Raw genomic sequence first — 12,817 nt, 5'->3', positions numbered from 1 at the left:
GGCTAACTCGCGAATGGCGCGCCTCGATTACAGCTGGACTACGACAGCTTGGGATGCGCGGGTGGCTTTTGCACGAGCCGCTTCAATCGACTCATCCCGCGCCAACGCCACGCCCATCCGACGCTGGCCATTCACCTCTGGCTTACCGAACAGGCGCAACGCCGTGTCCGGCTCGCTCAGCGCAGCCCCCAGATTGGCGAAAGCGGTCTGGGTCGACTGCCCTTCCACCAGAATCACCGCCGAAGCCGAAGGCCCGAACTGACGGATCAACGGAATCGGCAGGCCCAGAATCGCGCGTGCGTGCAGCGCGAACTGCGACAGGTCCTGGGAAATCAGGGTCACCAGACCGGTGTCATGCGGGCGCGGCGAGACCTCACTGAACCATACCTGATCACCTTTGATGAACAGCTCGACACCAAACAGACCACGGCCACCCAAGGCTTCGGTAACAGCTTTGGCAACGCGCTCGGATTCCGCCAGGGCGATCGGGCTCATGGCTTGTGGCTGCCAGGATTCCTGATAGTCGCCCTTCTCCTGACGGTGACCGACTGGCGCGCAGAAGGTCGTGCCGCCCACGTGGCGTACGGTCAGCAAAGTGATTTCGTAGTCGAAGTCGATGAAACCTTCGACGATCACGCGACCTTTACCGGCGCGACCGCCATCTTGAGCGTAATCCCACGCGCTTTTCACATCATCGGCGCTGCGCAGCAGGCTCTGGCCTTTGCCTGACGAACTCATCACTGGCTTGACCACGCACGGGAAGCCCAGGTCCTGGACGGCCTTGCTGTAGTCCTCGAAGGTGTCGGCGAAGTGGTACGGCGAGGTCGGCAGGTCCAGCTCTTCAGCGGCCAGGCGACGGATGCCTTCGCGGTTCATGGTCAGCTGCGCAGCGCGCGCGGTCGGGATCACGGTGAAGCCTTCGGCTTCCAGTTCGACCAGGGTCGCGGTGGCGATGGCTTCGATTTCCGGCACGATGAAGTGCGGCTTCTCGGCTTCGATCACGGCGCGCAGGGCAGCGCCGTCGAGCATGTTGATCACGTGGCTGCGATGCGCAACTTGCATGGCCGGCGCGTTGGCGTACCGGTCGACGGCAATCACTTCAACGCCCAGGCGTTGCAGCTCGATCACCACTTCCTTGCCCAACTCGCCACAGCCACACAGCAATACGCGGGTCGCGGTTGGCGACAATGGAGTTCCGATACGGGTCATCTCAGGTCCTCAAGAAGCGGATCATCGAGGGTCGCGGTGCCTGGCACGCTTCCCATGGGGAGAAAGCGCGGCATTTTACATGAACCGAAGGGTTTGGCTTCAGCTGGCGATGGCCTGTTTGCGCAAGCGCCAGGCCATGATCAGCCACACGACCGTCACGCCAGCGAACTTCGAACCCATGGCGGTGAGGATCACGGCCGGGGTGAAGGCGTCGATCATGCCGAAGAAGATGAAGGTATCGAGGGGAATGCTCAGGGCCGAACTTATCCACAGGCGATCGTGCAGCGGGCGCTTGGTAATACTGAACACCAGCCAATCGATGCATTCGGACACCGCGAAGGCTGTGGCGCTGGCCATAGCGATGGACGGATCAGAAGTGACATAGGACAGGACCAGCGCCGCGAGCATCGCCGCGATGGCGCCATGGCCAAAGCGCGTTTGCACCATGTCACGCAAGACAAACACCAACCCGCCCCAGGCGGACCAGATGATGTCCAGGTGCGGGGCTGTGGAGAAGGCGTAGTTGATCAGTACGACGCTGCTGATGTAGGCGATCAGGAAAAACATGGGGGTGTGGAAGGCCTGAGAATTCAAGGCGCACAGGGTACTTCAGGTAGTGGGGTCCGGCCAATGGAGGTGTTAGCGTCAGTGGGGACGCCTTCGCGGGCAAGCCTCGCTCCTACAGTTTGAACGCATCATGCAAATCGCCCCAGACCTGTAGGAGCGAGGCTTGCCCGCGAAGGCCGCACCTCAGGAGTCGGATTTGGAAGGCAACATCCAGAGCAAACCACTGGATTTGGCCCGTTCATGACACAACCCCAACACCTTGCGGCGCTCTTCGTTGTCCATCCGGCTCCAGCGAGTGATCTCTTCCACCGTACGCTGACACCCGGTGCAAACATCATCCTCGTCCAGCGCACAGATATTTACACAGGGCGATCGCACCGGGCGTTCGGGCGTGTTCATTCTTCCTGCTCAACCAGGTCACGGGCGTAACGCTGGGAGTTATGCACATAGTGGGCGGCGCTGGCTTCGAGCATTTTCTTCTGCTGTTCAGTCAACTCGCGCACCACTTTACCGGGCGAGCCCATGACCAGTGAGCCGTCGGGAATCTCCTTGCCCTCACCGATCAGCGAGTTGGCGCCGATGATGCAGTTCTTGCCGATTTTCGCACCGTTGAGAATCACGGCATTAATGCCGATCAGGCTGTAATCGCCCACGGTGCAGCCATGAAGCATGGCGTTGTGGCCGATGGTCACGCCGGTGCCGATGGTCAGCGGGTAGCCCATGTCGGTGTGCATCACCGTGCCGTCCTGGACGTTGCTGTTCTTGCCAATCAGGATCAGTTCGTTGTCGCCACGCAACACGGCGTTGAACCAGACGTTGGCGCCCTCTTCCAACTTGACCTTGCCCACCAGCACGGCATTGGGTGCGACCCAGCTCTGCGGATGGGTTTCGACGCGGGCGTCGCCCAAGCGATATTTCATCTTCTTTTTGTCCTCAAGGCTCAGGCAGCCGCGTTTCACGCCATACGAACGATGGCTTCAAATATTGATAAAGCTTTTGGGTGGGTGGTGCAGGCTGATGTCGGCGTCATAGAGCAGGTTGATCAACTCGACGATCATGATCGCCGTCAGGCCCCAGATCTTGTACTCGCCATAACGATAACTCGGCACGTACCAACTACGGCCCTGATAATCGATGCGATGGGTATGTTCCCGAGGATCCTCGCGGAAGAACTCCAGCGGTACGCTGAAGACTGCGGCGATCTCGGCGTCGTTGGCCCGGTACTCAACAAAGTCCGGAATCACACCGACATAGGGGGTGACCTTGATGCCGTGCAGGGAGATCAGCGGGCTCAGCGGGCCGATCACTTCGACCAGCCCCGGCGGCAAGCCGATTTCTTCTTCGGCTTCGCGTAGCGCGGTAAAAATCAGGTCCGGGTCTTCGGGGTCACGCCGCCCACCGGGGAAGGCGACTTCACCGCCATGGGTCGAGAGCCCACTGGCGCGCAGGGTCAGAACCAGCTCCGGTTCGTCACTGCGGGTGATGGGCACCAGTACCGCGGCCTCGGGGAAACGTCGATCGGTTTCCAGGGTACGCGGCGTGTGGCTGCTTACCCGGTGAAGTAGCTCGTCCAGCATGAGTCTTCTCGATTTATTCTCTACTTTGCATCATGCACCAATCACACCGGCCGCCCAACCCCATAACCACTGCATGTCGCTAAACGACAACTTGCCGACAGACACCGTCGCACGCCAAGATAGGCGCAGCATTCAGGAACCCAAGCATGAAATTTTGCAGCCAGTGCGGCAACCCGGTCACCCAGCGCATTCCCGAAGGTGATTCGCGCCTGCGTTTTGTCTGTGACAGCTGTCAGGCGATTCACTATCAGAACCCCAATATCGTCGCCGGTTGCGTGGCGACCTGGGGCTCGAAAGTGCTGCTGTGCCGACGCGCCATCGAGCCTCGGCGCGGTTACTGGACCCTGCCCGCCGGCTTCATGGAAAACGGTGAAACCATCGAACAGGCGGCTATACGCGAGACGGCCGAGGAAGCCTGCGCACGGGTGCGCAACCTGAGCATCTATACGTTGATCGACGTACCGCACATCAGTCAGGTGCATGTGTTCTTTCGCGCGGAGCTGGTGGACCTGGATTTTTCTGCCGGCCCCGAGAGCCTGGAAGTGCAGCTTTTCGACGAAGCCGACATCCCGTGGTCCGAGTTGGCTTTCCGCACGGTGGGCCGTACCTTAGAATACTTCTTCGCTGACCGGCGGACCGAGGTCTACCCCGTGCGGTCCGAATCGATCCCGCCGCTTGCTCAGCCTGCCATCACATAAAGCTCCTGGCTTCAAAATCACCTATAACTAACTAAATAGTCGCGACACCTTTCAGGGATATCGTTTCAATGCGCTGGTTGCTTGCCGTGTTTTGCTTGTCGTTCGTCGCCATGTCACAGGCTTCCGTTGCGGAAACCCTGAACGGCAAAGTCATCGAAAAAGTTCTGGTGCTCAAATCCGCCCACCAATTGCAATTGATCAATGACGGCAAGCCGCTCAAGACCTATCGCATTTCCCTGGGCAAACGGCCGAAGGGTCCAAAGCTGATGGAAGGCGACAAGCGCACGCCTGAAGGTTTCTATTGGCTGGACTGGCGCAAGGTCAGCGATAAATTCAACCTGGCGATGCACATCTCCTACCCGAACGTCAGCGACTCTGCCCGCGCGCGGCGCGAAGGCGTCCCGCCTGGCAGCATGATCATGATCCACGGCACACCGGACACCGAAGAGACCCCGGAAGACCTGTTCCACACCCTGGACTGGACCGACGGCTGCATTGCCATGCGCAACATGGACATGCGTGAGGTTTGGGGCCTGGTGCCGGATGGCACGATGATCGAAATCCGCCCGTAACCTGAAGCTTCCCGGACGGGTGAAAGACTTTCCAGACTGGCGATGGGCTTTTGTGGCGAGGGGATTTATCCCCGTTGCGCTGCGCAGCAGTGCTAAACCCCCCCATTGCATTATCCCTGATTCACCGCGTCGGCTGGTTTCACGACTGCTTCGCAGCCGAACGGGGCGGTGCGACGCTTTGCTAAAGCCCCTCGCCACAATGAACCGCGCCAGCCGCAACTTCTTCTTTTGAGCGCTACCTTCGGTCGCTCCTCCAAAAATAATTTCAAAAGAACACAGCCTGCGGTAACGCCTGACGTGAAGATACCAATCCTCCCGACATGCGTTACCGCACGCGGCGATCTTTGCGCTCAAAATCCCCACCTCTAATACCACTTAAAACCAAACCCCATTCACTACGCTCTACAGGGCAGGCTTTCTCGTGCCAAGTGCAAAGTGGTGGCATTGACATGGTATTCAAGTGGTATTAATTTTCGCCCACCACCGAGCGACAACAATCCTATATCCGCATCGGACCAAACCTACATGAACGACCTCCAGGCCCTACGCCCTGACGACACCCAGCCCACGCCGTTGTACCTGCAACTGGCGCGCAATCTGGAAGCGGCGATTCATGCCGGCCAGTGGAAAGCCGAGCAGGCGATGCCCTCGGAGCGCAACCTCAGCGAGCTGCTGGGCATCTCACGCGTCACGGCACGCAAGGCGCTGGAAGTCTTGTTCGAGCAAGGCCTGATCCGCCGCAACCAGGGTTCCGGCACATTCATCACGCCGCGCCTCGAACAACCGCTGTCGCGCCTCTCGGGTTTCAGCGAAATGTTGCGCCTCAAGGGCTTCGTCCCCGGCTCGCAATGGCTGGAACGTGAGATCACGCCGCCGACCCACGAAGAACTGATCCGCCTCGGCCTCTCGCCCAACGACAAGGTCGCGCGGCTCAAGCGCCTGCGCAAAGCCGACGACACGGTGATGGCGATCGAGATGAGCACCCTGCCCGCCTCGATCATTCCCAAGCCGCAAGCGGTGGGCGACTCCCTCTACGAATACCTCGACGGCATCGGCAAGCCGATTGTCCGCGCGCTGCAGCACATCCAGGCGATCAACGCCTCGGACGAATTCGCCGCCCTCGTCGGCATCGCCCCCGGCACCGCCATGCTGCTGATGACTCGGGTCGGCTACCTGGAAGACAACACACCGATCGAAGTCACCGACACCTACTGCCGCAACGACTACTACGATTTTGTCGCAGAGCTGCGTAGATAAAGAGCTTCGCTGCTAAAACCGAGAACCGATCATGTCCGAAGACAACATCCTCACCGCCCACGGCTGGGTTCGCGGCCGGCTGATTCACCAACACGGCAAGGTCGTGTCCATCGAAGGCGTGCCGTGCGATCCGGCCGACAACGACTTGCCCTATCTGCTGCCCGGCTTCATCGACCTGCACGTTCACGGCGGCGGCGGCAAAGACATCATGGAAGGCGCGCCTGCCTTCGAAACCATCACCAAGACCCACGTGCGTTTTGGCACCACGTCATTGCTGGCGACCACCATGACCGCGCCGCCGGCAGAGATTTCCAGCGTGCTCAAAGCCGTCGGCGAGTTCTGCGAGCAGCGGCCAACAGGCAGCGCCCGAGTACTCGGCGTGCACCTCGAAGGCCCGTACATCAACCCTGGAAAACTGGGCGCTCAGCCGAATTTCGCCCACACCGCGTTGATGGCCGAAGTCGAGGAATACCTGGCGCTGGCACCGATCCGGGTGATCACCATCGCCCCGGAAATCGCCGGCCACGATGCCTTGATCCGCACGCTCAGCGCTCGCGGCATCCGCATGCAAATCGGCCACACCCTTGGCAGTTACGAGGAAGGCGTCGCCGCGCTGGCGGCCGGTGCCAGCAGTTTCACTCACCTCTACAACGCCATGAGCCCGCTGCATCATCGCGAACCGGGCATCGTCGGTGCGGCGCTGGCCCACGCCAAATATGCCGAATTGATTCCGGATTTGCTGCACGTGCATCCCGGCGCCATGCGGGTGGCCCTGCGCGCTATCCCGTGCCTGTATTGCGTCACCGATTCCACTGCCGCCGCCGGGATGCCCGACGGTGAATACAAGCTCGGCAGCCACACCGTGACCAAGTGCCTGGGCGGCGTGCGTTTGCCCGACGGCACCCTGGCCGGCAGCACCCTGACCATGGATCAGGCACTGCGCAATCTGGTGAAGATCGGTTTGCCGATCGCCGAGGCTTCGCAACGTCTTTCGCAATTCCCTGCCGATTACCTCGGCCTTCAAGAACGCGGCCGCCTACAACCTGGCAGCTGGGCCGACTGCGTGCGGCTGGATCGCTCACTCACACTCACCGCCGTCATGGTCGAAGGAGAAGACATTGACTTCAAAAATGCTTGAAGAGGCGCTGTCCTCGTTCGAGGCCGTGCAAACGCAATTGCAGCAACTCGACCCGCAGATGATCGAGATCGCCGGGCGCCTGCGCCGTCAGCCGCCGCAAGTGGCGATGACCGTCGCTCGCGGCAGCTCCGACCATGCCGCCAGTTACTTCGCCTACCTGACCATGCAGCAACTGGGGATCCCGGTGGCGTCATTGCCGATGTCGGTGGTGACCATGCAGCAAGCGCCGTTGAAGGTCAGCGGCCAAGTGGCGTTTGCGTTCTCGCAGTCGGGGCAAAGTCCGGACCTGGTGAACAGCCTGCGTCTGTTGCGCAAACGCGGCGCCTTGAGCATTTCCATGGTCAACGCCGAAAGTTCGCCGCTGGAAGCGGCGTGCGAATTCAGCCTGCCGCTGTGCGCAGGCACTGAAAGCAGCGTCGCGGCGACCAAGAGTTTTATCGCTACCCTCAGCGCCAGCGCCCGTCTGATCGCCCATTGGAAAGAAGACGTGGAATTGCTGGAAGCCGGCAGCGCCCTGCCGCAAGGTCTGCGCGAAGCGGCAAAACAGGATTGGAGCCTGGCCATCGACGCCCTGCGCGATTGCCAACGTTTGATGGTGATCGGTCGTGGCGCCGGTTTTGCCATCGCTCAGGAAGCGGCCCTCAAGTTCAAGGAAACCTCGGCGATTCAGGCCGAAGCCTTCAGCAGCGCCGAAGTGCGTCACGGCCCGATGGCGTTGATCGATGAAAATTATCCGCTGCTGATCTTCGCCCCACGCGGTGCCGAGCAGGCCGGTCTGCTGAGCCTTGCAGCAGACATGCGCCAGCGTGGCGCTCGCGTTCTGCTGGCAGCGCCGGATGACGTTGCCGAACGCGAGCTCACCCTGACTCGCGCCGAGCACCCCGTCCTTGATCCGATTCTGGCGATCCAGAGTTTCTATGTCATGGCCGCCGGTTTGGCCGTGGCCCGTGGCATGGACCCGGATCAGCCGCGGCACCTCAGCAAAGTCACACGCACGCACTAGTCGAATGGCAACCCGATCCCTCATGTAGGAGCGAGGCTTGCCCGCGAAGAAGTCACCGCGGTCTATCTGAATGACCGCGTTATCGTTCTTCGCGGGCAAGCCTCGCTCCTACAGAGACCGCGTTGATCCGAACTGTATTTTTAATGAGACCGAGCCATGCATAACAACAATAAAGAGCTGACCCTCAGCGCCCCGCTCAGCGGCCCGGTGCTCACGCTCGCCAAAGTCCCGGACCCGGTGTTCGCCAGCGGTGCCATGGGTGACGGGATCGCCATCGACCCACTGAACGACACCCTGCACGCGCCGTGTGCGGGCGTGGTGGTGCACGTCGCCCGCAGCGGTCACGCCGTCACCTTGCGTGCCGATAACGGTGCCGAATTGCTCCTGCACCTGGGCCTCGACACCGTCGAGTTGCAGGGCGAAGGCTTCTCGATGCTGGTCAAAGAAGGCGCGCGCGTCAGCAACGGCCAGCCGCTGTTGCGCTACGACCTGGACAAGGTCGCGCAGCAGTGCAAAAGCCTGGTCAGCCTGATGATCCTGACCAACAGCCAGGACTTTCAGGCGCGGCCTATTACGCTGAAATCAGTGAAGGTCGGCGAGCCATTGCTGCACATCATTCGTCGGCACGCACCCGATGCGCTGGCTGAAATGCAGTTGTCGGGAGAAGAGATTTACGGCCACATTCGCATCGCCCATCGTGGCGGTCTGCACGCCCGGCCGGCGGCGCTGATTCGTCAGACTGCGCAAGGGTTCAAGAGCAAATCGCAGCTGCATTTCGCCGGCAAATCGGCGACCTGTGACAGCTTGATCGGGCTGATGGGTTTGGCCGTCGGCGAACAGGACGAGGTTCAAGTCAGCTGCCAGGGCCCGGACGCCGAAGCCGCTTTGCAAGCGTTGTTGATCGCGTTATCCACAGCCCTGGCGGAAAACAGCCATGCCATCGCGCCCGCGCCGATAGCCCAGCGCGGTCGTGCTGCCGAAGCTGGCGTGCTGCACGGTGTCTGCGCGGCGCCCGGTCTGGTCGGTGGGCCGTTGTTCCGCTTGAACTTGATCTGCCTGCCGGTGGACGCCGGCGATCATGATCCCCAGCAGCAATTGCATGCCCTCGATACCGCACTGACCGCCGTGCGCAGCGAAATCGACCACACGCTGGCCCAAGCCAGGAAACATAAAAACACCGACGAAGAGACGATCTTCGCCGCGCACCTCGCCTTGCTCGAAGACCCGGCGCTGCTGGACGCCGCCAACACTTCCATCGACCAAGGCATGGCCGCGACCCACGCCTGGAGTCAATCGATCGACGTGCAGTGCGAGGTTCTCCAGCAACTCAGCAGCCCGTTGTTGGCCGAACGCGCCAACGATCTTCGCGACCTCAAACAACGCGTGCTGCGCGCCCTGCTCGGCGAAACCTGGCACTACGACGTACCGGCCGGCGCGATCGTCGCCGCGCATGAACTGACGCCGTCCGACTTGCTGCAATTGAGCCAGCTAGGTGTCGCCGGGTTGTGCATGGCCGAGGGCGGCGCAACTTCTCATGTCGCCATTCTCGCGCGAGGCAAAGGCTTGCCGTGCATGGTTGCACTGGGTTCGACGCTGCTGGATCAGCCGCAAGGCCAAGCGGTTGTACTGGATGCCGATGGCGGTCGTCTCGAACTGATACCAAGTGCCGAACGGTTGGCCGAAGTGCATCAGGCGCGACTCGATCATCAACAGCGCCGCGCCGAGCAACAGGCTCAGGCTCACACGCCGGCGTTGACGCTCGACGGTTTGCAGATTGAAGTTGCCGCCAACGTGGCCTCCAGCGCTGAAGCGGCAGATGCCCTGGCCAATGGCGCCGACGGCGTCGGCCTGCTGCGCACCGAGTTCCTCTTCATCGACCGCAACACCGCGCCGGACGAACAGGAACAGCGCCTCGCCTACCAGGCCGTGCTCGACGCCATCGGCGACAAGTCGGTGATCATCCGCACCATCGACGTCGGCGGCGACAAGCAACTCGACTACCTGCCGCTGCCGGTTGAGGCCAATCCGGTGCTGGGCTTGCGTGGCATTCGTCTGGCTCAGGTGCGTCCGGAACTGCTCGATCAGCAACTGCGCGCGCTGCTGCACGTCAGCCCGCTCTCCCGGTGTCGGATCCTGTTGCCGATGGTCACCGAAGTCGATGAGCTGCTGCACATCCGCCAGCGCCTCGACGCGTTGTGCACTGAACTCGGTGTGAATGAGCGCCCGGAGCTGGGCGTGATGATCGAAGTCCCCGCCGCCGCATTACTGGCCGAGCAACTGGCCGAACATGCGGACTTCCTCTCCATCGGCACCAACGACTTGTCCCAGTACACCCTGGCCATGGACCGCGACCACGCCGGCCTCGCCTCGCGGGTCGACGCCCTGCACCCGGCATTGCTGCGATTGATCGCCCAGACCTGCGCCGGGGCGGCGGTGCATAACCGTTGGGTTGGCGTCTGCGGCGCACTCGCTTCCGACCCGCTGGCCACGCCGGTACTGATCGGCCTGGGCATTAGCGAGCTGTCAGTCAGCCCGGTGCAAATCGGTGAAATCAAGGATCGCGTGCGCCACCTCGACGCGACCGAATGCCGACGCATCAGCCACGACCTGCTCAAGTTGAGCAGCGCCAGTGCGGTGCGTCACGCCTGTCACCAGCAATGGCCTCTGAGCTGAACAACAACTAAAAGAATCCAGGGAGATCTGCCATGTACCAATATTTCATCGAGGGACTGCAGCGCTTAGGCCGCGCGCTGATGCTGCCGATCGCAATCCTGCCGATTGCGGGGTTGCTGCTGCGACTGGGCGACACCGATCTGCTGAACATCGCGATCATCCATGACGCCGGCCAAGTGATCTTCGCCAACCTGGCAATGATCTTCGCCATCGGCATCGCGGTCGGTTTCGCCAAGGACAACAACGGCACCGCCGGCCTCGCCGGGGTCATTGGTTACCTGGTGATGATTTCCACGCTCAAGGTGCTCGATGCGAGCATCAACATGGGCATGCTCGCCGGGATCGTCAGCGGCTTGATGGCCGGCGCGCTGTACAACCGTTTCAAGGACATCAAGCTGCCGGAGTACCTGGCGTTCTTCGGCGGGAGGCGCTTCGTGCCGATCGTCACCGGGTTCGCTGCCGTCGGCCTGGGCGTGATCTTCGGTTTGATCTGGCCGCCGATCCAGCATGGCATCAACGGCTTCGGCACATTGATGATGGAGAGCGGCAGCATCGGCGCCTTCGTCTTCGGCGTGTTCAACCGCCTGCTGATCGTCACCGGATTGCACCACATCCTTAACAACATGGCGTGGTTCGTCTTCGGCAACTTCACCGATCCGACCACGGGCGCCATGGTCACCGGCGACCTGTCGCGCTACTTCGCCGGAGACCCGAAGGGCGGCCAGTTCATGACTGGCATGTTCCCGGTGATGATCTTCGGCCTGCCCGCCGCCTGCCTGGCGATGTACCGCAACGCCCTGCCGGAACGCCGCAAAGTCATGGGCGGGATCTTCCTGTCCATGGCGCTGACCTCATTCCTGACTGGCGTCACCGAGCCCATCGAATTTGCATTCATGTTCCTCGCGCCGTTTCTCTTTCTGCTCCATGCGCTGCTGACGGGGCTGTCGATGGCGATCACCAATGCGTTGAACATCCACCTTGGTTTCACCTTCTCCGGCGGCTTCATCGACATGGTGCTTGGCTGGGGCGAATCCACCAACGGCTGGCGGGTGGTGCCGGTGGGGTTGGCGTACGCGGTGATCTATTACGTGGTGTTTGATTTCTGCATTCGCCGCTTCAACCTCAAGACGCCGGGGCGTGAAGAGGTGCCGACGGGCGACAAGGTTGTGGTCGCCGAGAATGAGCGTGCCGGGGCCTACATCAAGGCACTGGGTGGTGCGCAGAATTTGATCACCGTCGGGGCGTGCACCACACGCTTGCGCCTGGACATGGTGGATCGCAACAAGGCAAACGACGCAGAGTTGAAAGCCCTGGGTGCGATGGCGGTCGTGCGTCCGGGCAAGGGCGGGAGTTTGCAGGTGGTGGTCGGGCCGATGGCGGACAGTATTGCTGATGAGATTCGATTGGCGATGCCGGCGTTGGGACGTGCGCTGGTCTCCTCCCCTCCTGCTGTTATCGATGCACCGAAACCTGCCGCTGTGGCGAATTCAGAAGCACAGCAATGGCTGAAGGCGTTGGGCGGCGGGGACAATGTATTGCAGATGGATTGCGTGGCCATGACCCGGATTCGACTGCAACTGGCGGATGGCAAGGCCTTGTCGGAGGTTGATCTGAAGGCGCTGGGTTGCCAGGGAGTCAGTCAGCTTGAAGGGGGTGTTTGGCACCTGCTGATTGGTGACAAGGCGCCAAGTTTGAGTGGGGCGCTGGAGGCGTTGGTTAATCGTAGTGAGGTGAGTGCCAAGGTTTAGATCTTGGCTGCCTGACAGTCCGCCATCGCAGCGATGCGGCGACCCGACAAGCCAGCTCCCACAGGGAATTGGTGTATTCCTGCTAGAGGCAGGTCGGCTGTCAGTCCGCCATCGCGAGCAGGCTCACTCCTGACCGGAGGGCAGTGTCCCCGGATGGATACCGAAGCGAAGGAACGCCGAGCCCAGGCGAGGGGTCGGACGCTTGGGGCGAGCCTTTTTTTGCTTACTTTTTTTTGGCGTTTGAAAAAAATCGGCATAGGAGGCGGCCATCTGGCCGCGCCCCTGCCACACCACCCGGCATGCGGGTCCGCACCGGGCGGTTCGAGAAGTTGAGGTCAGCAGAGTCGAGGCAGACCCAGCCGGTCGAACCACGCC

At 61.5% G+C, this 12,817-nt stretch carries 12 protein-coding genes; 7 read left to right on the top strand and 5 right to left on the bottom strand.

Annotated elements, in window-relative coordinates:
• Nucleotides 1–27 precede the first annotated feature (27 nt).
• The 5 genes from purT to EYC95_RS24270 form a co-directional block, all read right to left on the bottom strand.
• Nucleotides 28–1,209, bottom strand: coding sequence for a formate-dependent phosphoribosylglycinamide formyltransferase (gene purT, locus EYC95_RS24290; protein WP_131062574.1), 1,182 nt, complete (start codon nt 1,207–1,209; stop codon nt 28–30).
• 99 nt (nt 1,210–1,308) lie between these two features.
• Nucleotides 1,309–1,776 carry a preQ0 transporter gene (locus tag EYC95_RS24285; protein WP_131062573.1) on the bottom strand — a complete coding sequence of 156 codons (468 nt, stop codon included), beginning with the start codon at nt 1,774–1,776 and terminating at the stop codon, nt 1,309–1,311.
• Nucleotides 1,777–1,959: 183 nt separating this feature from the next.
• Complete coding sequence (locus EYC95_RS24280; RefSeq protein ID WP_131062572.1) at nt 1,960–2,175, bottom strand: DUF1289 domain-containing protein; 216 nt, start codon at nt 2,173–2,175, stop codon at nt 1,960–1,962.
• Entirely contained in the window at nt 2,172–2,696 is a 525-nt protein-coding gene (locus EYC95_RS24275; RefSeq protein WP_007944857.1) for a gamma carbonic anhydrase family protein, read from the bottom strand. Before EYC95_RS24275 ends, EYC95_RS24280 begins: the two co-directional genes overlap by 4 nt.
• Nucleotides 2,697–2,753: 57 nt before the next feature.
• The gene (locus EYC95_RS24270; protein ID WP_131062571.1) at nt 2,754–3,353 is read right to left on the bottom strand and encodes a CoA pyrophosphatase; all 600 of its coding nucleotides are present in this window, start codon (nt 3,351–3,353) and stop codon (nt 2,754–2,756) included.
• Between the two features lie 146 nt (nt 3,354–3,499).
• On the opposite strand from EYC95_RS24270, the gene EYC95_RS24265 reads away from it, so the two are divergent.
• From EYC95_RS24265 to nagE, 7 genes are all read left to right on the top strand, one after another.
• Nucleotides 3,500–4,051 carry an NUDIX hydrolase gene (locus EYC95_RS24265; protein ID WP_131062570.1) on the top strand — a complete coding sequence of 184 codons (552 nt, stop codon included), beginning with the start codon at nt 3,500–3,502 and terminating at the stop codon, nt 4,049–4,051.
• Nucleotides 4,052–4,119: 68 nt separating this feature from the next.
• A complete protein-coding gene (locus tag EYC95_RS24260) occupies nt 4,120–4,623 on the top strand; it encodes a murein L,D-transpeptidase family protein (protein ID WP_131062569.1) in 504 nt (167 codons plus the stop codon).
• A gap of 525 nt (nt 4,624–5,148) precedes the next feature.
• Nucleotides 5,149–5,880 (top strand): GntR family transcriptional regulator, encoded by a 732-nt coding sequence (locus EYC95_RS24255; protein ID WP_010463034.1) that lies wholly within the window; start codon nt 5,149–5,151, stop codon nt 5,878–5,880.
• A gap of 31 nt (nt 5,881–5,911) precedes the next feature.
• Nucleotides 5,912–7,018, top strand: a complete 1,107-nt coding sequence (gene nagA / locus EYC95_RS24250) for an N-acetylglucosamine-6-phosphate deacetylase (RefSeq protein ID WP_131062568.1) — start codon at nt 5,912–5,914, stop codon at nt 7,016–7,018.
• Nucleotides 6,999–8,021 carry an SIS domain-containing protein gene (locus tag EYC95_RS24245; protein WP_131062567.1) on the top strand — a complete coding sequence of 341 codons (1,023 nt, stop codon included), beginning with the start codon at nt 6,999–7,001 and terminating at the stop codon, nt 8,019–8,021. The genes nagA and EYC95_RS24245 overlap by 20 nt, the downstream gene beginning before the upstream one ends.
• A 156-nt stretch (nt 8,022–8,177) precedes the next feature.
• A complete protein-coding gene (gene ptsP / locus EYC95_RS24235) occupies nt 8,178–10,694 on the top strand; it encodes a phosphoenolpyruvate--protein phosphotransferase (RefSeq protein ID WP_131062566.1) in 2,517 nt (838 codons plus the stop codon).
• 32 nt (nt 10,695–10,726) lie between these two features.
• On the top strand, nt 10,727–12,442 hold the full coding sequence (gene nagE, locus EYC95_RS24230; RefSeq protein ID WP_131062565.1) for an N-acetylglucosamine-specific PTS transporter subunit IIBC: 1,716 nt from the start codon (nt 10,727–10,729) through the stop codon (nt 12,440–12,442).
• Nucleotides 12,443–12,817: the final 375 nt, after the last annotated feature.

This window comes from Pseudomonas sp. BGI-2, from assembly GCF_004310295.1.
Lineage (GTDB): Bacteria > Pseudomonadota > Gammaproteobacteria > Pseudomonadales > Pseudomonadaceae > Aquipseudomonas.
This window is presented reverse-complemented; position numbering and strand designations above follow the sequence as displayed.

Excerpts from the sequence above, each read along its gene's own strand:
- purT (WP_131062574.1), bottom strand. The coding sequence starts at position 1,209 with ATGACCCGTATCGGAACTCCATTGTCGCCAACCGCGACCCGCGTATTG.
- EYC95_RS24285 (WP_131062573.1), bottom strand. The coding sequence starts at position 1,776 with ATGTTTTTCCTGATCGCCTACATCAGCAGCGTCGTACTGATCAACTAC.
- EYC95_RS24280 (WP_131062572.1), bottom strand. The coding sequence starts at position 2,175 with ATGAACACGCCCGAACGCCCGGTGCGATCGCCCTGTGTAAATATCTGT.
- EYC95_RS24275 (WP_007944857.1), bottom strand. The coding sequence starts at position 2,696 with ATGAAATATCGCTTGGGCGACGCCCGCGTCGAAACCCATCCGCAGAGC.
- EYC95_RS24270 (WP_131062571.1), bottom strand. The coding sequence starts at position 3,353 with ATGCTGGACGAGCTACTTCACCGGGTAAGCAGCCACACGCCGCGTACC.
- EYC95_RS24265 (WP_131062570.1), top strand. The coding sequence starts at position 3,500 with ATGAAATTTTGCAGCCAGTGCGGCAACCCGGTCACCCAGCGCATTCCC.
- EYC95_RS24260 (WP_131062569.1), top strand. The coding sequence starts at position 4,120 with ATGCGCTGGTTGCTTGCCGTGTTTTGCTTGTCGTTCGTCGCCATGTCA.
- EYC95_RS24255 (WP_010463034.1), top strand. The coding sequence starts at position 5,149 with ATGAACGACCTCCAGGCCCTACGCCCTGACGACACCCAGCCCACGCCG.
- nagA (WP_131062568.1), top strand. The coding sequence starts at position 5,912 with ATGTCCGAAGACAACATCCTCACCGCCCACGGCTGGGTTCGCGGCCGG.
- ptsP (WP_131062566.1), top strand. The coding sequence starts at position 8,178 with ATGCATAACAACAATAAAGAGCTGACCCTCAGCGCCCCGCTCAGCGGC.
- nagE (WP_131062565.1), top strand. The coding sequence starts at position 10,727 with ATGTACCAATATTTCATCGAGGGACTGCAGCGCTTAGGCCGCGCGCTG.